This window comes from Streptomyces sp. NPDC052107 (assembly GCF_040680215.1).
Lineage (GTDB): Bacteria > Actinomycetota > Actinomycetes > Streptomycetales > Streptomycetaceae > Streptomyces.
Map to the genome: position 1 here is coordinate 44,631 of NZ_JBFAWG010000035.1, position 19,317 is coordinate 63,947.

Annotated in this window: 18 protein-coding genes and 2 pseudogenes; 15 read left to right on the forward strand and 5 right to left on the reverse strand. The window is 68.0% G+C overall.

What is annotated here, in order from left to right; genetic code table 11:
* Positions 1 to 72 precede the first annotated feature (72 nt).
* Complete coding sequence (locus AB0M27_RS29350; RefSeq protein ID WP_365725850.1) at positions 73 to 702, forward strand: DUF4232 domain-containing protein; 630 nt, start codon at positions 73 to 75, stop codon at positions 700 to 702.
* A gap of 6 nt (positions 703 to 708) precedes the next feature.
* On the opposite strand, the gene AB0M27_RS29355 is transcribed toward AB0M27_RS29350, so the two are convergent.
* Positions 709 to 1,260, reverse strand: coding sequence for a Repetin (locus tag AB0M27_RS29355; RefSeq protein WP_365725895.1), 552 nt, complete (start codon positions 1,258 to 1,260; stop codon positions 709 to 711).
* Positions 1,261 to 1,621: 361 nt separating this feature from the next.
* Between AB0M27_RS29355 and AB0M27_RS29360 the strand changes: the two genes are divergently transcribed.
* Positions 1,622 to 2,410, forward strand: a complete 789-nt coding sequence (locus tag AB0M27_RS29360) for a carbon-nitrogen hydrolase family protein (RefSeq protein WP_365725852.1) — start codon at positions 1,622 to 1,624, stop codon at positions 2,408 to 2,410.
* Positions 2,411 to 2,465: 55 nt separating this feature from the next.
* Complete coding sequence (locus tag AB0M27_RS29365; RefSeq protein WP_365725854.1) at positions 2,466 to 4,178, forward strand: NAD(P)/FAD-dependent oxidoreductase; 1,713 nt, start codon at positions 2,466 to 2,468, stop codon at positions 4,176 to 4,178.
* A gap of 40 nt (positions 4,179 to 4,218) precedes the next feature.
* Here the strand turns inward: AB0M27_RS29365 and AB0M27_RS29370 are convergent, their stop codons facing one another.
* Together AB0M27_RS29370 and AB0M27_RS29375 are read right to left on the reverse strand one after the other, a co-directional pair.
* Positions 4,219 to 5,148 (reverse strand): TIGR03619 family F420-dependent LLM class oxidoreductase, encoded by a 930-nt coding sequence (locus AB0M27_RS29370; protein ID WP_365725856.1) that lies wholly within the window; start codon positions 5,146 to 5,148, stop codon positions 4,219 to 4,221.
* 104 nt (positions 5,149 to 5,252) lie between these two features.
* Positions 5,253 to 5,630: pseudogene (locus AB0M27_RS29375) on the reverse strand (DUF5995 family protein); the annotation flags it as partial.
* A gap of 21 nt (positions 5,631 to 5,651) precedes the next feature.
* Between AB0M27_RS29375 and AB0M27_RS29380 the strand changes: the two are divergent.
* Positions 5,652 to 7,232 carry a recombinase family protein gene (locus AB0M27_RS29380; protein ID WP_365725858.1) on the forward strand — a complete coding sequence of 527 codons (1,581 nt, stop codon included), beginning with the start codon at positions 5,652 to 5,654 and terminating at the stop codon, positions 7,230 to 7,232.
* Positions 7,233 to 7,278: 46 nt separating this feature from the next.
* Here AB0M27_RS29380 and AB0M27_RS29385 read toward each other — a convergent pair whose 3' ends face one another.
* Positions 7,279 to 7,542 (reverse strand): sigma-70 family RNA polymerase sigma factor, encoded by a 264-nt coding sequence (locus AB0M27_RS29385; RefSeq protein WP_365725860.1) that lies wholly within the window; start codon positions 7,540 to 7,542, stop codon positions 7,279 to 7,281.
* 132 nt (positions 7,543 to 7,674) lie between these two features.
* Here AB0M27_RS29385 and AB0M27_RS29390 point away from each other — a divergent pair, with 132 nt between their 5' ends.
* From AB0M27_RS29390 to AB0M27_RS29440, 11 genes are all read left to right on the forward strand, one after another.
* Positions 7,675 to 8,196, forward strand: coding sequence for a hypothetical protein (locus tag AB0M27_RS29390; RefSeq protein WP_365725862.1), 522 nt, complete (start codon positions 7,675 to 7,677; stop codon positions 8,194 to 8,196).
* On the forward strand, positions 8,193 to 8,411 hold the full coding sequence (locus tag AB0M27_RS29395; protein ID WP_365725864.1) for a hypothetical protein: 219 nt from the start codon (positions 8,193 to 8,195) through the stop codon (positions 8,409 to 8,411). Before AB0M27_RS29390 ends, AB0M27_RS29395 begins: the two co-directional genes overlap by 4 nt.
* 696 nt (positions 8,412 to 9,107) lie before the next feature.
* Positions 9,108 to 9,701, forward strand: coding sequence for a hypothetical protein (locus AB0M27_RS29400; RefSeq protein ID WP_365725865.1), 594 nt, complete (start codon positions 9,108 to 9,110; stop codon positions 9,699 to 9,701).
* A 604-nt stretch (positions 9,702 to 10,305) separates the two neighbouring features.
* Positions 10,306 to 11,136: a hypothetical protein gene (locus tag AB0M27_RS29405; RefSeq protein WP_365725866.1), complete on the forward strand. Its 831-nt coding sequence runs from the start codon at positions 10,306 to 10,308 to the stop codon at positions 11,134 to 11,136.
* Positions 11,137 to 11,150: 14 nt separating this feature from the next.
* Positions 11,151 to 11,474, forward strand: coding sequence for a hypothetical protein (locus tag AB0M27_RS29410; RefSeq protein WP_365725868.1), 324 nt, complete (start codon positions 11,151 to 11,153; stop codon positions 11,472 to 11,474).
* A gap of 407 nt (positions 11,475 to 11,881) precedes the next feature.
* Positions 11,882 to 12,136: a hypothetical protein gene (locus tag AB0M27_RS29415; RefSeq protein WP_365725870.1), complete on the forward strand. Its 255-nt coding sequence runs from the start codon at positions 11,882 to 11,884 to the stop codon at positions 12,134 to 12,136.
* Positions 12,137 to 13,101: 965 nt separating this feature from the next.
* Positions 13,102 to 15,501 carry a hypothetical protein gene (locus tag AB0M27_RS29420; protein ID WP_365725872.1) on the forward strand — a complete coding sequence of 800 codons (2,400 nt, stop codon included), beginning with the start codon at positions 13,102 to 13,104 and terminating at the stop codon, positions 15,499 to 15,501.
* 833 nt (positions 15,502 to 16,334) lie between these two features.
* Complete coding sequence (locus AB0M27_RS29425; protein ID WP_365725874.1) at positions 16,335 to 16,577, forward strand: hypothetical protein; 243 nt, start codon at positions 16,335 to 16,337, stop codon at positions 16,575 to 16,577.
* The gene (locus tag AB0M27_RS29430; protein ID WP_365725876.1) at positions 16,549 to 17,073 is read left to right on the forward strand and encodes a DUF6879 family protein; all 525 of its coding nucleotides are present in this window, start codon (positions 16,549 to 16,551) and stop codon (positions 17,071 to 17,073) included. The genes AB0M27_RS29425 and AB0M27_RS29430 overlap by 29 nt, the downstream gene beginning before the upstream one ends.
* A gap of 13 nt (positions 17,074 to 17,086) precedes the next feature.
* A complete protein-coding gene (locus AB0M27_RS29435) occupies positions 17,087 to 17,938 on the forward strand; it encodes a helix-turn-helix transcriptional regulator (protein ID WP_365725877.1) in 852 nt (283 codons plus the stop codon).
* A gap of 304 nt (positions 17,939 to 18,242) precedes the next feature.
* Positions 18,243 to 18,644 (forward strand): hypothetical protein, encoded by a 402-nt coding sequence (locus tag AB0M27_RS29440; protein ID WP_365725879.1) that lies wholly within the window; start codon positions 18,243 to 18,245, stop codon positions 18,642 to 18,644.
* 275 nt (positions 18,645 to 18,919) lie between these two features.
* Here the strand turns inward: AB0M27_RS29440 and AB0M27_RS29445 are convergent.
* Positions 18,920 to 19,240: pseudogene (locus AB0M27_RS29445) on the reverse strand (DUF5995 family protein); the annotation flags it as partial.
* Positions 19,241 to 19,317: the final 77 nt, after the last annotated feature.

Below are 19,317 nucleotides of genomic sequence, written 5' to 3' on the forward strand. Positions count from 1 at the left end.
CCCACCGCGGTCGCTGTCTCATGGGGCAGCACGTCACCCGCACCGCCGAACCCGTACCGCTGAAGGGGAACCATGCGCGTCCAGAAGCTCTCGCTGCTCGCCGTCGCCGCCGTCGCAGGCCTGTCGCTCACCGCCTGCCAGGGCGGTGACAAGGGCTCGTCCGACGCGAGCGACTCCTCCTCGCCGAGCTCGCAGAGCTCCGCGTCCCAGGGCTCCGGTTCCCAGAGCTCCGGCTCCCAGGCCTCCGACGGCAGCGGCGCGTCCGGCGGCAAGGGCGCCCCCACCGCGTCCCGCACGGGCAGTGCCATGACGTCCACCTGCACCACGTCCCAGCTCGCGTTCAGCACCTCCGGCGGCATGGGCGAGGGCACCCTCATCGTCAACCTGAAGAACACCGGCTCCGCGACCTGCAGCCTCAAGGGCTTCCCCGGCGCCGACCTCAAGAGCAAGGACGGCACCGTCAGCGCCAAGCGAAGCACGGTCGCCCCGGTCGCCGTCAGCGTCAAGCCCGGCGAGGAGACCCGCTTCACCCTGCACTACCCGCCGAACAACTCCGGCGGCAGCGGCGAGACCTTCACCAGCCTCGTCGTGACCCCACCGAACGAGACGCACTCCCGCACGCTGACCGTCAGCATCAACGTGCCGGTCTCAGACGGCAGCGGCCCCGCCGTCACCGTCGACCCGGTCGGCACCGGCAAGTAGCCGGACCTAGAGCCTCGGCTGCCAGGGCACGACCGTGAAGTCACCCGTGCCCTTCTTCACCTTCTCGAAGGGCGCGGAGGACACGCACGGCGGCAGGTCCCCGGTGTCCGTGGGACTGCCCACCCCGGCCCAGCTGTAGCCCAGCCGGTCGTGCCGGCCGAGGTCGTGGACCGTGACACCGACCCGCCTGCCCTTCGCCCCCGGCAGGTCGGATGCCGTGATCACCCCGGAGACGACGGCGACCTCGCCACCGGTGACCAGGCAGTCGACCCTCGCCCCGGCCCAGGCCCCCCGACCGTGCAGGTAGTGGCTGAACGCGAAGGTGCCGGTGGCCTTGCGCGGGTTCCTGGTGTCCTTCGCCGCCAGATGCGCGTCGAAGGTGAAGGTGATGTCGTCCCCGGCCGACCGGTACAGCTTGGCCGTACCGGTCAGTGACGCGGCCTCGCGCACGGGGTGGTGCACCCCGCCGCCCGAGGCCAGCGCCGCGCCGGCCGTACCGGCGGTGAGCAGCAGGGCGGCGCCGAGCGTCACGGCGGCGATCTTCGTACGGCGCTTCATGACGACGTTCATGTCGCACTTCACGACGGACTTCATGACGGTCCTCTCCACAGGCCAGGGGCGCGAACTGAGCGATCACCACTGTCCCGGCAGCCGCCCGCCCGCACATCGCTCCGCGGGCGGGACACCGCCTCCCCCGTCCGGCGGGGCACCCCGGCCGTGACCTGCGCCTCGCGGAGGACAGGAACCGGACCCGGGGGCGCGCAACGAATCGCCGCCCGTCCCGCACTCGACGCAATGAACCGCGCACGGACGCGCAACGGCTCCTTCTTGTCCGGCCGAGCGCGCCGACCGTACCTTCTTCGTGGCCCCCAAAAACGTCGAGGGCCGCCCCCGAAGCCACTTTCCGGTGAGGACCCGCATGCGCACCGCCCTGCTCCAGAGCTCCGGCCGCCCCGGCTCGATCGCCGAGAACCTCAAGGTCCTCGACGAGGCCGCGGGCCGTGCCGCCGCCGCGGGCGCCGCGCTGCTCGCCGCACCGGAGATGTTCCTGACCGGGTACGCGATCGGCGACGACATCGCCCGCCTCGCCGAGCCCGCCGACGGCGACAGCGCGGACGCGATCGCCGAGCTGGCCCATCGGCACGGCGTGGCGATCGTCTACGGCTACCCGGAGCGCGACGGCGAGACCGTCCACAACTCCGCCCAGCTGATCTCCGCCGACGGCACCCGGCTCGCGAACTACCGCAAGACCCACCTCTTCGGCTGCTTCGAGCGCGACCACTTCACGCCGGGCGAGCAGCCGGTCGTCCAGGCCGAGCTGAACGGCCTCACCGTCGGCCTGATGATCTGCTACGACGTCGAGTTCCCGGAGAACGTCCGCGCCCACGCCCTGGCCGGCACCGACCTCCTCGTCGTCCCGACCGCGCAGATGCACCCCTTCCAGTTCGTCGCCGAGTCCCTGGTGCCGGTGCGCGCCTGGGAGAACCAGATGTACGTCGCGTACGTCAACCGGGTCGGCCAGGAGGGGGAGTTCGAGTTCGTCGGCCTCTCCGTCCTCGCCGGTCCCGACGGTGTCGCCCGCACCCGCGCCGGGCGCGCCGAGCAACTGGTGGTCGCCGACGCCGACCCCGCCTTCCTGGCCGCCTCCCGCGAGGCCAACCCGTACCTGCAGGACCGCCGCCCCGGTCTGTACGGGTCGCTCGGCTGAGCCGCCGCCAAAAAGCCTCCCCCCTGTTTCACCACGCGCAAGGAGTCCGTACCCCATGACGTCCACGGTGCCCAACGCCGTCGAGCACACCGACGGGCAACAGCCGCCGATCACCATGTTCGGCCCGGACTTCCCCTACGCCTACGACGACTTCCTCGCCCACCCGGCGGGCCTCGGTCAGATACCCGCGACCGAGCACGGCACCGAGGTCGCGATCATCGGCGGTGGCCTGTCCGGCATCGTGGCCGCCTACGAGCTGATGAAGATGGGCCTCAAGCCCGTCGTCTACGAGGCCGACCAGATCGGCGGCCGGCTGCGCACGGTCGGCTTCGAGGGCTGCGACGAGTCCCTGACGGCCGAGATGGGCGCGATGCGCTTCCCGCCGTCCTCCACCGCCCTCCAGCACTACATCGACATGGTGGGCCTGCAGACCAGGCCCTTCCCGAACCCGCTGGCCGAGGCCACCCCCTCGACCGTCGTGGACCTCAAGGGCGAGTCGCACTACGCCGAGACCATCGACGACCTGCCCCAGGTGTACCGGGACGTCGCCGACGCCTGGAACAAGTGCCTGGACGAGGGCGCCGACTTCTCCGACATGAACCGCGCCATGCGCGAGCGGGACGTCCCGCGCATCCGCGAGATCTGGGCCAAGCTGGTCGAGAAGCTGGACAACCAGACCTTCTACGGCTTCCTCTGTGACTCCGAGGCCTTCAAGTCCTTCCGGCACCGCGAGATCTTCGGCCAGGTCGGCTTCGGCACCGGCGGCTGGGACACCGACTTCCCGAACTCCATCCTGGAGATCCTGCGTGTCGTCTACACCGAGGCCGACGACCACCACCGCGGTATCGTCGGCGGCTCCCAGCAGCTGCCGCTGCGCCTGTGGGAGCGCGAGCCGGAGAAGATCGTCCACTGGCCGTACGGCACCTCGCTGAAGTCCCTGCACGTGGACGGCGAGCCGCGCCCGGCCGTGACCCGGCTGCACCGCACCGCGGGCAACCAGATCACCGTGACGGACGCGAACGGCGACATCCGCACCTACCAGGCGGCGATCTTCACCGCCCAGTCCTGGATGCTGCTGTCCAAGATCGCCTGTGACGACTCGCTCTTTCCGATCGACCACTGGACGGCGATCGAGCGCACCCACTACATGGAGTCCAGCAAGCTTTTCGTGCCCGTGGACCGGCCGTTCTGGCTGGACAAGGCCGTCGACGACAGGGGAAATCCGACCGGCCGGGACGTCATGTCGATGACGCTCACCGACCGCATGACCCGCGGCACCTACCTGCTGGACGACGGCCCGGACAAGCCCGCCGTGATCTGCCTGTCGTACACCTGGTGCGACGACAGCCTGAAGTGGCTGCCGCTGTCCGCGAACGAGCGGATGGAGGTCATGCTGAAGTCGCTGGGCGAGATCTACCCGAAGGTCGACATCAGGAAGCACATCATCGGCAACCCGGTGACGGTCTCCTGGGAGAACGAGCCCTACTTCATGGGCGCGTTCAAGGCGAACCTGCCCGGCCACTACCGCTACCAGCGGCGCCTGTTCACCCACTTCATGCAGGACCGGCTGCCCGAGGACAAGCGGGGCGTCTTCCTCGCCGGCGACGACATCTCCTGGACGGCCGGCTGGGCCGAGGGCGCGATCCAGACCGCGCTGAACGCGGTCTGGGGCGTCATGCACCACTTCGGTGGCGAGACCGACCCGGCCAACCCCGGCCCGGGTGACGTGTACGACGAGATCGCCCCTGTGGAGCTGCCCGAGGACTGACCAGAAGAGCGAGCAAGGACAAAGGCGCGGGCGGCCGGCCTCAGACTCCGGCCGCCCGCGCCTTTTCAAACACCTCCGCGGCGACGTCCGTCAGTTCCTGCGCGTCCCGCGCGGTGTCCTGGAGGTCGACGAGGATCTCGTCCAGGCCGATCCGCGCGTGCTCCACCAGGTCCTCGACGATCTGGTCCACGCTGCCCTGGAAGGCTCGGCGGTCCGCGCCCTCGTACGCCTTGGGCAGGCGGGCGGTGTTCGCCCGCAGGACCGTCCGGATCGGCTGGGTGCGTCCCCGCTCCTCGGCCAGCTCCCGCAGTTGGCGCCACTGCGCGGCCACCTGGTCGGCGCCCATGCCCACCGGCAGCCATCCGTCGGCGTGGTCCACCAGCCGCCGCCACGCCCGCCGGTTGCCCGCGGCGAGCAGAATCGGGATCGGCCGGGCGGGCTTGGGTCCGACCACGGCGGAGGCGATCCTGGTCAACTCACCTTCGTACACGACCGGATCCGGACCCCACACCGCCCGGCACACCGCGATGATCTCGTCCAGGGCCGCGCCCCGCTCCTCGAACGGCCGTACGGCCGAGGCCGCGTACTCGTCCAGGGACCAGCCGGTGCCGAGGCCGGCGATGACCCGGCCCCCGCTCGCCGCGTCCAGCGAGGCCAGGGCCTTGGCGAGCTGGAACGGCACGTGGAGCGGCGCCACCAGGACGCTGGAGCCCAGCTCCGCCCGCTCGGTGGCCGCTGCGGCCAGGGCGAGGGTGACCAGCGGGTCCGCCACGTTCCGGTACTGGTCGGGCCAGGGCAGGCCCTCGACGCCGTACAGACCCTGGGTCGCGGGCTCCGGGAACAGAGCGCGCTCGAAGACCCACAGGCTGTCGTAGCCGATCCGTTCGGCGGCGCGTGCCACCGTGGGCACGTCCGTGCCGATGGAGTACTGCCGCATCTGGGGAAGACTCAGGCCGAGGCGGGTCGCCATACCGCTGCTCCTCTGTGATCGGAACGGATACTCGCAGGCAAACGTATGGCGATCACCGGGGTGTTCCGAAGGCGGCGCGCGCAGGGGCGGAATCCGGCCAGGGTTCATTCGGCGAGCGGCGTCAGCAGCATCCGCCCCGCGAAACCCACCGCCGTGTCCAGCCGTTCGGCGAACTCCTCGGCCATGTCGGCGCAGCGACGCAGCGTCCACAGGGTCCGTGCCGCCACCCAGGCCGCGTCGCGGGCCCGCTCCAGGCTCCAGGAGCCCAGCAGATGGGTGAGCGGGTCGGCGATCTGCAGCAGATCGGGGCCCGGCATCAGATCCTCGCGGATGCGCTCCTCCAGCGCGACGAGGAGCTCGCCCACGCGGTCGAACTCGTCCTCCAGCTCGGGCGGTTCGCAGCCGAGCGTTCGGCAGGCGTCCACCACGGCGAGCGCCAGGTCGTGCCCGATGTGCGCGTTGATGCCCGCCAGCGCGAACCGTTCGGAGTAACATCGCATTCCATGACGCAACTGACCGGGCGTACGGGGCTACTGCCCCGGCAAGCGCCGCGCGTCGTGGGGGCTATCCGGCTCAGCCGGTACCACGACTCAACCACCTCGCCAGAGGTGCAAGATGAGATGATCACTCTTGCCGCCCACCGGATCGGGGGTGTCCTCGTCGGATGGGCGAAGGACATCGACGTATCCGCACTGAAGACGTCCCCATGGGAACGGGAAGAACTCCTTCATTGGCTAGAACGACCAGACGAGTGGGACGTCATGGTCTGGCAACGCATGGACCGTGCCGTACGGTCTATGGCCGACATGGCGAATCTAGGCAGGTTCGCTAAGAAACACGGGAAGAGATTGGTATTCGCCTCCGGCCCCGGGGGCGACATGCTAGAGCTCGACTTCGGCTCAGCGATGTCAGAGCTGATCATGCTCATTCTCGCCTTCGCGGCACAGCTCGAAGGACAGACAATCGTCGAGCGGAATCAGGGTGCTGCGGCCCGTCTCCAATCGCTAGGCCGTTGGGCTGGCGGCCCGGTGCCATACGGATTCCAGCCTGAGCGCAAGACGTTCCCCGATGGCAACGAGGGGTGGTGGCTGGGGGAGCACAAGGAGACGGCCGACATCCGTCGCGCCGCCATTGCGCGTGCTATTGCCGGGCAGTCGTTCAACGAGATCACGGATTGGCTGAACTCGTCAGGTGCCGTGACGCCGACGAACCACCGGGCGCGGCTCGCAGGGCGTGACGAGGACCCGGGCAACGTGTGGATGGCGACGACCGTCAGGTCAATGCTCATGTCCGCCCTGAATCGCGGGCACCTCGTCACCCGGGAGGGCTCGACGGTACGCAACGCCGACGGCAGCCCTGTGCTGCAGGGTGTAGCCCTGATCAGCGATGAGACGTGGCGAGAGCTGCAAGAGGCGTTGAAGAGCCGGGCAGTGGAGGCGCTGCAGGCCCCGCGCCGGCGCGATGCACACGAGCTGCTCGGCATCCTCGTGTGCCACGAGTGTGGGAGCAACCTGCACACCGCCTACCGCACGGAGCACGACGGCACGCGGGCCGGTATCTTCCGGTGCAACAGCGCCCGCCACGACAGGGGAATACCGAAACCCACGGTGACGCGAGCGACCACAACGGAGTGGGTTCACTCTGAGTTCGTGCGCCGTTTCGGGTTCATGCGTCAGACCCAGATTGTCCGCACGCCTGGCGTGGACCATCGGCCGGAGATTGCCGAGCTTGAGTCCAACCTCGAAGAGCTAGGCAACCGGCTCGCGCAGCTTCGCGGCGCCGCTGCTGACGTCGTCGTCCGTCAGATGAACGGCATTGACGCCAGGCTGACGGAACTCCGGAGCATCCCCGTGGAGCCGCCGAAGGTGCAGGAGGTGGAGCTAGACACGACGTGGGGCGACGCCTTCCGGGAGGCGAACGACGAGGAACGTCGACAGATGATGCTCGCCCTATCCGTACGCGTCACCGTATGGCCACCCACAGGGTGGCGACGTCCCATCGAGGAGCGTCTCACCTTCGAGATTGCGCGCCCCGACCCTGAGGCGGACGCTCTGGAGGAAGCGCGCCATCAAGCGTCGCTGTAGCCGATCACGACGGAGCCCCCGCCGGGACACTGGCGGGGGCTCCTCGCTACTCCGCGCGCTTGCCTGTGGCTCGTCCCTCGGCAATCTGCTGCGCACGCGCTCTGCTAATTCCAAGCTCTGCGGCTACCTGCGCGTGGCTCATGCCGGCTGAGCGCAGCTCCTGCACGGCACCCTGGCGGATCTCACGGAGCCATCGTTGAAGCTCAGGAATGGCCTGGAGTGCAGTGCTGGCACCTTTGGCGCGTTGGGTGGCGTCGCTCTCCTCCGCCAGGCGGCCGAGGTTGGCGAACGGGTCCGGTGGTGTCGTCATGGCCTCAGTGTAAGGGGTGGGTTGACATGTGCAAGGGGACCCCTTACGTTTGAGTCATCGCCCGCAAGCGAAAACCCCGCCGGTCCTGGCAGACGAAGACGGGGTTGACGCTCCTGTGAAAGGGACACCAGTATGCACGCCTCCCCCGCTCGCGCTCTCGTCCTCGGCCCCATCGCCACCCCCTCCGACGTCGAGCACCTCCGCCACGTGGCGTGGAACATCTCGTATGAGCTTGGCGCGCCGGCCACCTTCGCCTCACACGCCGACTACCGCGTCACCGACTTTGCGGCGGTTTACCTCACGGGCGACGTGACGTCGCTCCGCGACGCGTCGACGCTCGTGCTCGTCGGTGAAGCGCTCGCCGCCGGCATCGACGTCCACGAGCCGCTCGCGGCCGACGAGGCTGTTACCTGCGATTGTGGCCTCGTCCACCACTTCACCCGCCCTGACGTCGACGAGAACGGGACTGTGTGGTGCGCGGAGTGCCGCGGAGAGTCCGCCTGCGCGTGGTGCTTCGAGTGGAGCGACACGGAGGAGATGGAGATCGTCGAGAGCGGTGACACATGGGTGCCGCTTCACGCCGGTTGCCGGGATGGGCTGCGCCGTGCGACGTCGACGAGCCGCTTCCTCGTCGCCCTGGAGGCAGGCAAGTGAGCGACGAGGCGCGCGACCTCCGCGCCCTCCTCGAAGCTGTCTGTGAGGCGCTCACGGTGCCGGATGGCGACGTCTACAACCGTCGCATCGCGGACCGTGCACTGTGGGCGCGGGTGACCATCCATGGAGCGCTCGACGACGACCCGTCGGATCTCGGGTGGAACACGGACTATCTCCGTCGGAAGATCGAGGCCGAGGAAGCCAGGAACAAGTAACGCAACGTAACGGAAAGGGCCCCGCCGGCATCGACCGGTGCGGGCCCTCCGTGCTGTCTGAAGATGGCGCGAGGGAATCGGAGTGCTCTATTCCGTGACATGTAAGGAGTAACAGCCTACGAGGCTCGTTACTCCGCGCTCCTTCCGCTCCGGCCCTCGTCGAGTTTGACCTTCCTCCGCGAGCCTCTGAGCTGCAACTATGGCCAGAGTGTCAAATTAGGCCCCTACTTCTAACTCTCCTTAACGCGTGTTAGAGGAAAGCTGAGAAGGGGGTTAGTTTGACACTTTGGCACTAAGTCTGTCCGGGAGGACGTCGAGCGCCCATCTGACGGAGGCGGACGGCGGCTGACGGGGAGGGTGTGAGATGGAGGGCGCCCGAGAAGAGCCCTGAGCGCCCATCTGGGCGCCTATCTCGCCTCCGGGGTACGCGGGGAGCCAGGAAACCGGCAGAGGACCGTACAGGGCTTCTCGCAGGTAAGCCACTTGTTTCAGCGTCAGGAGCCCGCACCCATCGATAATCACGCTAAGTGATCATTGTCCTGTGCCGTCCGGCTCGACGTCAACTTGCACCCGAACATCCGCCATGAATTCCCCCACAACTCTAGTAGGGCGTCACATCGTCGGTGTGCCGCCCCATAACGAAGGTGTGGGGGCACGCGCGGAGGGCGCGGCCCCCTGACGACAAGGGGCAGGGGTATGTACGACGACAACGGAGCACCGATCCGACGCCGCGCGCGGCTGACGGACGAAGCGGAGGAGCTGCGCTATCTCGCGCTAGAGCTGGAGGCGGAGCACGAGGCCTACGTGAGTCGTGGGCGCGCGCCGTGGCGCGGCTTGAGCGGGCACGACCCGTACGACGACGTGCCTGACGAGGAGTTCGGGGAGCGGATGTTCGAGGACTGGCACGACGGCATGTACGACGAGGACGACCCGGAGCGCCCGCAGCGACGTCGGCCGACGGGCCGCGCGATGGACATCGAGCCGCCCTACGTCGCCCCGGTGGCCGTCCGGGTAGACCCGGAAATTGCCCGCCGCTTCGCGGAGAGCCAGGCGCAGGCGACGGAGGGGCCGGCGTGGGTCGTCGACGGTGGGCAAGTGACTGTCGTCGGGGATTTCAAGGAGTGGGCTGGGTCGTGCATCGAGTGCGGGAAGGAATTCACGCAGCGCCGCCCCGCGTCGCAGCGTCGGAAGTGGCGCCGGCTGTGCTCGGCGGCGTGCGCGACGGAGCGACGCCGAACGGCGAACCGTGAGCGCATGCGCGCCGTGCGGGCGGACGAGGACGCCGCCTGACGCCTGTGCGCACGTACATAAGGGAGGGGAGGGGGTTGCCCCTCTCCCTCCCCACTTACGTCGTGTGACCTCCGGTCCCAGAGTGCCTCTCACCGTTGACGGTCCACGCACCGCGTGACGCTGCGTCTCCCTCCTGCGGCGTCACGCCGAAGGGCTCCCGTCCGTGCCTCTCAAGGGCGCGTCGAAGCGCCGGTTACTCCTCTGGCCGTGCTGCTCCGCGCCGCTACTCCACGGACGGGAGCCATTTTCCATGCTCTCGATTCGACACAAAGACCGAAGACGACCGGACGGAGAGACGATGCACGCACTTGACGTGCCGAGTCCGGGCGCGCGGCCCTGTCTCACGTGTGGCGAAGCGTTCCCCGTCACGCTCGACTACTGGCCCCGTGACCCCCTTGGACGAGGCGGAACACGCCCCCACTGCCTGACGTGCTATCGCGCTAAGCGACGCGAAGCCTACGCGCGTGACCCTGAGCCGACGCGCGCACGGATGCGGCAACGCTACGCGGAGCGCACCGCTCACTTCAGAGAGGCCCTTGCCCCGCGTGGGCAGGGGCCTCACTCATTTCCAGAGAAGACAGAGGACTAAGTATGACCACGAACGTTGAACTCGACGCCGCACGCGCGTCGGTACCGGAGATCGCTGCCGCGGAGAAGACGCTCCCTGTCCGGCGGATCCTGGCCGAAGGACGTCGGAACGAAGGCAGCGAAGACCTACGCCGACGCTGACGCCGTACTCGTCGAGCGCCAGGCCAGGCAGCGTGCCGTCACGAAGGCGGAATGGCTCCTCCACGACGCCCTGAGCGACCACGCCGGCAAGGCCCTTGCGTATCTCGGCAAGCGCCTCGACGACGTCCTGAGCGCCGCCAGGACGGCCGTTGAGGCCATCGGCGGAGCCCGCACGGCGGAAGACGTCATCGAGGCGGGAGGCGACGCCGTAGCGGCCTGGACGCGGCTCCGTGAGCTGACGCAGGATCTGGAGAACATCCGCCAGGCGCAGTGGTCTTTGCTGGCACCGCGGACCCCGGGGCACGGAGCGGGGAACGCTGACTCCCGTGTTCACGTCTGGCGTCGCGCGGCTGCCGGCCATGTGCGCGGACTGAACGCTGCCGACGCTCCTGCGTTCGTACGGGACGCCATCATCACGGGGCGCGTGACGCTGGAGTTCCTGCGCTGGACGGCGTCGCAGGAAGGCGCCTACGTGCCACGGTCGGACGACGAGATTGAGGCGGACATCGCAGCGTCGCGACCAGACGCCTTTGGGGGCGACGCCGTGGACATCACACCGGCCGAACTGCCCGCGCGCGGCTACGAGCCGTCGAAGACCTTCGAGCACAGCACGGCGCCGCACCTCGACGCCTCGTCGCCCACGCCACCGAAGCCAACCCCTAACGCGACGGTCGGCGACCCGACGCCGCGCGTGCCCCGCTACTGAGAGGAATGACGGCAATGGACTTCGAGACTGAACTCGCCTCCACCCGAGTGGAGCTGGAGTCGACGCGACTGGAGCTTGCCCGGCTGAAGGCTGGCCTGGCAGCCGGCCTGACACCGGAGCAGAGCGCCCGGCTTCAGGGCGCCACTGACGAGGAGCTGACGGCCGACGCACGGACGCTTGCAGCGGAGCTGAACGTCAGCACCGTCCGCCCTCCGTCCGGATCCGGCTCCGACGTTGGCTCCGCACACGGCAGCATGGGCGCCGGCGAAGCGCGGTACCGCGCGAAGCACCCGGAGGGACAGAAGTTCCAGCACGGCGGATACACGCTGGAGCGCTGACGCTCCCCGCTACCTCTCACCTCCCCGCCACGCACGGACAATGGCCGCTCGCTGTGACGGCGTGGTGCCGCGAGTGAGAACGATGATCGTGAGTCGGTCAATCAGGTAGCACGCGACAACAACGATGGGGGAGGCGCTGACGACCTCAGAAAACGTGGGCAGCACAATGCGTCCTTGACCCCCGTCAACCAACACATTAGCAGTCAACACGGCCCCAGGGCGGGGCGATTGGAGAAGGCATGGTTGCCCCGGGCCCACGAAGGGACCCCACGCGGCCGTACAGCCGCACGCACAGGGACGACAGGAAGCAACCTCGCGCCGGTCTCGTCGTGCTCCCACTCTCGGGCTGTGACCTGCCCATTCCCGACATGCCGACAGGGCGCGCGTGGAGTGAGGCAGAGCGGTCGATGTGGAATGAGCTGTGGGTTAGCCCGCAGGCGACACAGTGGCACGACGCCTACGTGCCGCTCGTCGCAATGTACGTACAGATCGTGTGCCAGTCGCTCGCCGGCAGGGCGACGGCTGGACTGGCGCAGGAAGCGCGACACCTGGCCGAACAACTTGGCCTGTCGCCCGCAGGCATGCGCACGTTGGGGTGGCAGATGGAGGCGGTGGACACCAGCACGGGTGAGCTGCACGCGCTGCCCGGCGGTGCCGCGTGAGTGCACGCACGCAAGCCATGCTCGCCCGACGGGCAGCGGCACAGGCACCCGGCACGGGTGTACCGGCCTGCCCGCGGGAGCTACGCACACCGTGCGTCGTGTGGACGTGGCTGAGTGAGGACGAGTCAGCCGACGTCGAGCGCAACGGCATGAACTCACTGTTCGTGATCCGTGCTTGGCGACGATGGCAGGACGAGCGACGAGCGTACGCCGCTGATCTTGGACTGAGCGAGGCAGCCGCCTGCGGCCCGTCGAGTCGACCGACATTAGATGATCAAGGCCCTGACCTGCGGTGATACCACCCGGTATCCCCCTCCGGGGCAGCATCCCGACCGTACAGGTGCTGGGCTGCGCGGTCTGACAACCGGTTAGGGGTCGACCTAGGAGGCCTCAGAACGGCACTCAGGCGCCCTCTGGCGGCCCCTGCGGCGTCCTTCCGCGGAGCGGACGAGGCGGATCGTGCCCAACAAACGACCGCGCCGCCACACTCAAGATCAACAGCGAAGCGTTACAAACCGCAGGTCAGAGCGCTAAAAGCGTGACTCGACTTCAGCCCCGGAGGAATCAACCTCCGGGGCTTTCTTATGCCCTGGAGGAACTGTGGGCCTGACGTCCAGCTATCCGTGTCGCCGGAAGGGCTGTGCCTTCGACGGCCGGCTAAGGCAGCGCCGGGACGGATCTCTCAAGCGGGAGCCCATGTGCTCCATAGCCTGCGCGCTCGTCAGTAAGCGCGCCCATGAAGCGCTGCGCACGAAGGACGCAAACGAGGTAGCGGAACTCCTGCGGCTCTTCGATGCGCTCGACGCCCGGACAAGCCCACTGGACCCTGTTCCGGGCCTCTTCCCGCATGGGAAGGCGCGCGCCTGACGCAGAGGAGCGCCACCCGCCCCCCACCGACACCTGACCTCCAGCCCCCGGCTGCACCGCATGCGCCGGGGGCTTTCGTATGCCCCAAAGGACCCCAAATGACCACACCTGTCATGCCGTCTGGCGTCGCCACCGTGAACGTAACCGGTCGATACATCAAGCCTGACGGAACGCCCTACGCCGGCACGGTGAGTTTCTCCGCCCCTGACTACCTGCGCCTCCCTGGCTCCGACACCACTGCCGTGGGATCCGTGACGGCAACGCTCGACGCTACCGGCGCCTTCAGCGTGGTCCTGATCGCGACGGACAACGCCGGCGCACGCCCGATCAACTTCACCTACACCGTGACGGAGACGCTGACCGGCGCCACGTCGCGCACCTACTACATAGCCCTCCCGCAGGCGACGGCGACGATCGACCTAGCGGACATCGCACCGGCCACGCAGAGCGGTGGAGAGTACCTCCTCGTCGCGGGTCCCGCGGGGAAGACGATCCTGAGCGGCGCTGCCGCCCCGACGTCGGCCGACGGCACGAACGGGGATTACTTCCTCGACTACGTGGCGTGGACGATCTACGGCCCGAAGGCGTCCGGTGCCTGGCCTGCCGGTCACGCCCTGGGCTCTGGCGGAGCTGTGGCGAGCGTCAACGGCCACACAGGTGCCGTCAACCTGACGGCTGCCGACGTGGGCGCGACTACGGCCTCCGCCGCTTCCGCGTACACGGACGGCAAGGTCGCAGCGGAGGTGACGCGCGCTGACGGTGCCTACCTGGCGAAGGAGGGCAACCTCTCCGACGTGCCCGACGCGTCCGCCGCACGGACGAACCTGGGCATCACGCCCGCCAACATCGGCGCTCTGACGCAGGCGACGGCCGACAGCACCTACGCCACGCTTGCGAAGGCGGACACGGGCGACTGGGTGTTCAACGTCAAGGCTGCATACGGCGCAAAGGGCGACGGCAAGGTCCGCACGGATGGCGCCATGACCGCAGGCTCCGCGGTCCTCACGTGCGCCACGTCGACGCCGTTCACGTCGGCCGACGTCGGTAAAGCCATCATGGTCAAGGGCGCTGGCGCTTCAGGCGTGACGACCCTGACGGGGACGATCTCCGGCTTCACCGACTCCGGGCACGTAACGCTCTCCGTCAACGCTGCCACGACGGTGAGCACTGCCGTCGTCATGTGGGCTACGGACGACACAGCAGCAATCCAGAGCGCCATCAACGACGCCGTCACGTGGGCGCAGGCGAACGGCGGAGCGGCCCGGGTGGTCGTCCCAGCGTCCAGCGGCTTCTACGGCGTCGCCGGCGCGCTGGTGACTGGCGGGACGACGAAGGGGAACGCACAGATCACCATCCCCGTTATCGCGGACACGGCGCGGAAGATCGTCCTGACGATCGAAGGTGCCGTAAGCGGCTCCGGGGTGCAGCACTGGAACCAGACGGTTCCGCAGACGTCGGGGAGCTGCCTCGTCAGCTTCGGCGTCAATGCGTCGATCAGCGCGCAGGCGTTGACGATCACTAACAGCGGGAACCCCGCCGTTATCGGTGGACCAACGCAGCCGCACGGCTACGGGACGTCCGCGGCGCTTTACTCGAATATGCTCGTCACGCTGAAGGGGATTTCCATCCTGACGGCCTACAGCGCGTACGGCCTGACGTACTCAGCGTTCGACTTCTCGGGCGTCGCCAATGCTGGTGTGGAAGACGTGGCCTACGGGACGACAGGGACGGTTCCTAACGGCGACTTCGCGAGTGTCGGAGGATTCGCCGCCGGTCTCAGCATCGGCGCTCTCATGCCGGCGAACGGGAACAACGATTACGTTGTGGTCCGCAACCTGACGTGCCATGGCGGCTACACCTACGGCTTTTTCGTCACAGAGCACACGACGGCTACTGACGTCCGCATCCTGTATTGCTGGTCTGGCTTCTGCGCCGTCGGTCAGTACATGGGCAGCGGGGGTGCTACACACGCCATTAAGGCGGTTCAGCTCAGCGTCGAAGCCTGCGCGAACAACGTGATGATCATCGGGTATGGGGCAAGCGGGATCGGTCCGTTCCTTGACACGCAGCTCGATACCGAAACGTCAACCCCGACTTTCGCGGACAATAACAACGGCTTGGGCTTGGCGGCAGCCCTGGGGACAATCAAGCTGACGGGTCTCTACAACATCGCCAACCTGTCGACGTCGGGCCACCCGACGAAACTGAGGATCATCGACGGTCAGAACCCGGAGGGTATCCGGGGTCTGAGCAGCGCCGCGACCGTTCGTCTGACGGACCGCTACCTGATGTGTGACACCTCGGCCGGAGCCTTCACGGCGACCCTGGTCAGTGCGGCCAACACTGCATGCGCCTACACCTTCAAGAATACCGGGACCAATTCCCTCACCGTGGCAGCCGCGGGAAGTGAGACTATCGACGGCAGTGCGACGAAGACTGTCCCCGTCGGCACGTCGGTGACTGTGATCCCGGCGGCTGGCAACTGGGTCACTGTCTGACCGACCCAACGTCGTTGACGGGCCATTCAGTAGCGTAAACGGAGGTTGTGGGCAGCGTTTCGGAGACATTCGGGAGCGACCCTTACGAACGCTCGCCATCTGACGCTAATCGGCTTAATAGAACCGCGCGGATAGGCCTCCGTTTGCCGTCGTTGACTCCGACAACACAACCCCACCTCTCCGTCAATTTCCCTCGTGGTACTGCGGAAGAGTCGGCCCTAGCGCCGCCACCAGGGCGAATGCGGCTCGATGGAATGTGGATGCGTCGACGGCAGCAAGGGCCATTATTACGGCGCTTAGATCACATGAGGGGCGCACGGAAAGTCGAATCGGGGCACAACGCCACCGTTGGCGCCGGAAACGGACGTGAACGGGTGCGTTGCGCGTACCCAACGCCGTTCGTGCGACGGCGTTTCAAGCCCAATTCTCTGGCATCCCTCGTTTACCTCCGCGCGGCTCGACGTTCGACGCCAGTCGATATCTGACACGTACGCACGGCCGCCCGTCCGACAGGGACGAGGCGGCGCACACTCCACCCCCACGCTCCGCCGGCCGTCAGGGTTGGCGGGGCGTCCCCATGACTTCCTCAGGAGGAACAGCCATGCTCGGTCAGTCAGCGAAGATGCAGCCCGTCCAGTGCCCGCAGTGCGGGGCGGACGTCGAGCAGAAGCCAGGCGCGGGGCGCGTCAAGCAGTTCTGCACACCAGAGCACGGGAGGGCCTGGCGGCTGCGCATGCGTGTCGCGGGTTGGCTCTAGGCACCCTTGACGCCGGCACCCTCCGGCGTGATGGTGCGTAGAACATTGCGCAATCCGCGTGACGGAGGGGATCACCATGGCTCTACGATCATTCGGGAAGGACCCGGAGACCAACGGCGACCACTGCCCTACGGTGTGGCTCGACGAGGAGAAGCAAGAGATCGTCTTCCAGGGCTGGAAGGCGGACGAGGCTCTCCAGGCGGAGTGCCTGGAGACGGGACCCATCCCCGACACGGAGGCAGTCGTCCGGCTGCCCGTCAGGATGGCGCAGCAGATCAGGGAGGCGCTCGATGCCGCAGACGGTTCCGCCGTTCGCTGAGCTACTCGCCGGCTGTCAGCGGTCCGCGGTTCACCTGGAGACGCGCGACGTCTACGGCGTCGTCGAGGAAGATGACGACTTCGCCGCCTGGCGCTCTGGGCACAGGTACGACGTCAACGACCGCTCATCGTGGTGGAACAGCTTTCATGACGCCGTAGCGGACGCTGTGGGCCGTGGCGTCGTTATGCGCCGCGCACGCGTCGTATCGGAGCCCGTGAGCGAGTACATCCGCTACGAGCACTCGTGCACGCCGCAGAACCTAGCGGCCGGCGAAGACGTTCGGTGGCTCCCTCGTCGCCTGGCGTCGGACTTGCTCCTGCCCGGTAACGATCTGTGGATCTTCGACGACCGCCTTATCCGATTCAGCCTGTTCGCCGGCGATGGCCGGTTTGTTGAAGACGTCATGGAAGAAGCGGCCGACGTCGTGAAGCGCCACGCCGAAGCCTTCGAGGCTGTGTGGCATCGCGCCATCCCGCACGCGGACTACGTGATCTGAGCGCCGCCCGCCGATGCAATCTCCCTACCCATCAGCCGCCCTCGACGAGGCTCGACGCGCCATCGCGGAGAAGCTTCGAGAGATCCGCCGTGACGCGGGGTTGTCGGGTAGGGAGGTGGCCGCCCGCGCCGGATGGCAGCCGTCGAAAGTCTCACGCCTCCAGAGCGCCACTACGCCCCCGTCAGACGACGACATCCGGACATGGTGCCGCGCGTGCGAGGCGGAGGATCAAATCCCGGACCTGTTGGCGGCGAACCGGACGGCCGACTCCATGTATCTGGAGTGGCGCCGGGTACAGCGCTCCGGCCTCCGACGGCTCCAAGAGTCGCGCGTCCCGCTTTACGAGCGCACGCGGACATTCCGCGTCTACAGCTCCACCGTGGTACCTGGCTTCGTCCAGACCTACGAGTACGCCGCTGCGCTGCTCGGCAACATCGCACGCGTGCATGGGACGCCGGACGACGTCGAGGACGCGTCAGCCGCGCGGGTGGAGCGCTCGCACATCATCCGGGAGGGTGGGCACCGGTTCGCCTTCCTGCTAGAGGAGTCCGTCCTCCGTCACGTCGTCGGCAACCCCACCGTCATGGCCGGCCAACTGGGCTATCTCCTCTCTGTGATGGCGCTACCGGCCGTCTCCGTCGGCATCATCCCCGCAGGGCGCGAGCGTCCCATGTGGACGCTTGAGACGTTCACGGTGTTCGACGAGGAGCGCGTGTCGGTGGAGTTGCTGACGGCAGCGATCACCGTCACGGCCCCGGGTGAAATCGCCATGTACGGCCATGCCTTCGAGGAGATGACGGCTCTAGCGGTGTTCGGTGCAGACGCGAGAAGCCTCATCTCGTCGGCTATTGGATCGCTGGACTGAACTCGCATAGAACCCCGTAGAACTTCGTGGAACCTCCCCCTGACGCCTCCCTACTGTCGTCCTTAAGACGACGTGGCGGAGGTGCAGGGATGGCACTAGAGACGGTTCTGCGGGATGTCCCGATTCAGCTCACGTATCCGTGGGTCTATCGGCCCCCCAAGCCCAAAACGGGATGCGACGTGTGCGGCGCCCTGGCACGTCAGATTGCGGACGCCGACGACCCGAACAGCCTGAACTACGACCCGTCGAAGGCATCGGATCTCCGGGTCGAGATGGCGCGACACCAGCGGAACAGGGGGACGAAGTGAGCGATCAGCCGTTCCCGACGATCAAATCCGCGGATGAACTCTTCGACCTCCCCGCCGTGACCTACGTCGAGGTTGCCGGCCGTCTCCGTCAGCTACGCGTGGAGGACGGGGAGGATCCCGTCGAGGTGGCCCGGCAGCTCATGGAGCGCGAGCCCTGGGACAACCGATTCCGCCTCGTCCGAATCCAGCGGTTCAGCCTGCCACCGGATCCCGTCTGGACCCTCGCGGAGGCTGGCGTAGGCCCTCGGTGCGAAGCAACGACGACAAAGGACGGCGTCGGAGTGCGTTGCGGCCTGGAGGCACACAGCGACGGCGTTGACCACGCCGGCAGGATCCTGCGCGACGGTGCGGCAGGAGAGGTCCACTACTGGCGCGGCAAGCCGGTGCACACCCCCTAGACCCGCGCGTTGGGCGCTTCGGCGTCCGGCCCGCGGAGGGCGCGGCGGGGGTGTGGGTGCCGGTGAGGTCGGCCGACTCCACCCCCGCTAGCGTCCGAAAGTCCCCTCGTCCTGCCTCCCCGTCGGGACGAGGCGCCGCCCACGCCGACACCCGTTCCGCTGCGGGTAGGGCGGCATGAAGCCCCGCTCACTTCCTCCCCCTTGGAGGTGGGCGGGGCTTCCGCATGTTTACGCAGGTCAGCCATCACCCAGATGGAGTGCATGTCTGCTCATCTCGCCAGCGCGAACTGCAGCGGCCGTACCCCGGGGTGGCGGCGCAGCTGGAACAGCGGGCGCCAGCAGGCGGGCGGACGGTCCTCGGCCGCCGCGTCGACCGCCGCCAGATAGCGCTCGGCGAACCGCACGTCCAGCGCGATCGCCGCCCGTGGATCCGGGAACTCCCCGCCCTCCAGGCGCCGGTCAATCTCCTCGGTGACGGTGAGGTAGACGCGGTTGAACACGGCGATGCCGTCCCGCTCGGGCAGCGACGTGTCGAGGGCGCGCATCCGGGAGACGACCGCGTCGACGGGAGTGGTGAAGTGTTCCAACAGCGCCATGGGGGAAGGGTCCCAGCCCTGGGCCGCGGGACGGGCCGACCGGCCCGGTGCTTCGCCGGAACGGGGTAACGGACCGC

Coding starts and splice junctions, on each gene's coding strand:
- AB0M27_RS29350 (WP_365725850.1), top strand. CDS start 73: ATGCGCGTCCAGAAGCTCTCGCTGCTCGCCGTCGCCGCCGTCGCAGGC.
- AB0M27_RS29355 (WP_365725895.1), bottom strand. CDS start 1,260: ATGAAGCGCCGTACGAAGATCGCCGCCGTGACGCTCGGCGCCGCCCTG.
- AB0M27_RS29360 (WP_365725852.1), top strand. CDS start 1,622: ATGCGCACCGCCCTGCTCCAGAGCTCCGGCCGCCCCGGCTCGATCGCC.
- AB0M27_RS29365 (WP_365725854.1), top strand. CDS start 2,466: ATGACGTCCACGGTGCCCAACGCCGTCGAGCACACCGACGGGCAACAG.
- AB0M27_RS29370 (WP_365725856.1), bottom strand. CDS start 5,148: ATGGCGACCCGCCTCGGCCTGAGTCTTCCCCAGATGCGGCAGTACTCC.
- AB0M27_RS29380 (WP_365725858.1), top strand. CDS start 5,652: ATGACGCAACTGACCGGGCGTACGGGGCTACTGCCCCGGCAAGCGCCG.
- AB0M27_RS29385 (WP_365725860.1), bottom strand. CDS start 7,542: ATGACGACACCACCGGACCCGTTCGCCAACCTCGGCCGCCTGGCGGAG.
- AB0M27_RS29390 (WP_365725862.1), top strand. CDS start 7,675: ATGCACGCCTCCCCCGCTCGCGCTCTCGTCCTCGGCCCCATCGCCACC.
- AB0M27_RS29400 (WP_365725865.1), top strand. CDS start 9,108: ATGTACGACGACAACGGAGCACCGATCCGACGCCGCGCGCGGCTGACG.
- AB0M27_RS29410 (WP_365725868.1), top strand. CDS start 11,151: ATGGACTTCGAGACTGAACTCGCCTCCACCCGAGTGGAGCTGGAGTCG.
- AB0M27_RS29415 (WP_365725870.1), top strand. CDS start 11,882: ATGTGGAATGAGCTGTGGGTTAGCCCGCAGGCGACACAGTGGCACGAC.
- AB0M27_RS29420 (WP_365725872.1), top strand. CDS start 13,102: ATGACCACACCTGTCATGCCGTCTGGCGTCGCCACCGTGAACGTAACC.
- AB0M27_RS29425 (WP_365725874.1), top strand. CDS start 16,335: ATGGCTCTACGATCATTCGGGAAGGACCCGGAGACCAACGGCGACCAC.
- AB0M27_RS29430 (WP_365725876.1), top strand. CDS start 16,549: ATGCCGCAGACGGTTCCGCCGTTCGCTGAGCTACTCGCCGGCTGTCAG.
- AB0M27_RS29435 (WP_365725877.1), top strand. CDS start 17,087: ATGCAATCTCCCTACCCATCAGCCGCCCTCGACGAGGCTCGACGCGCC.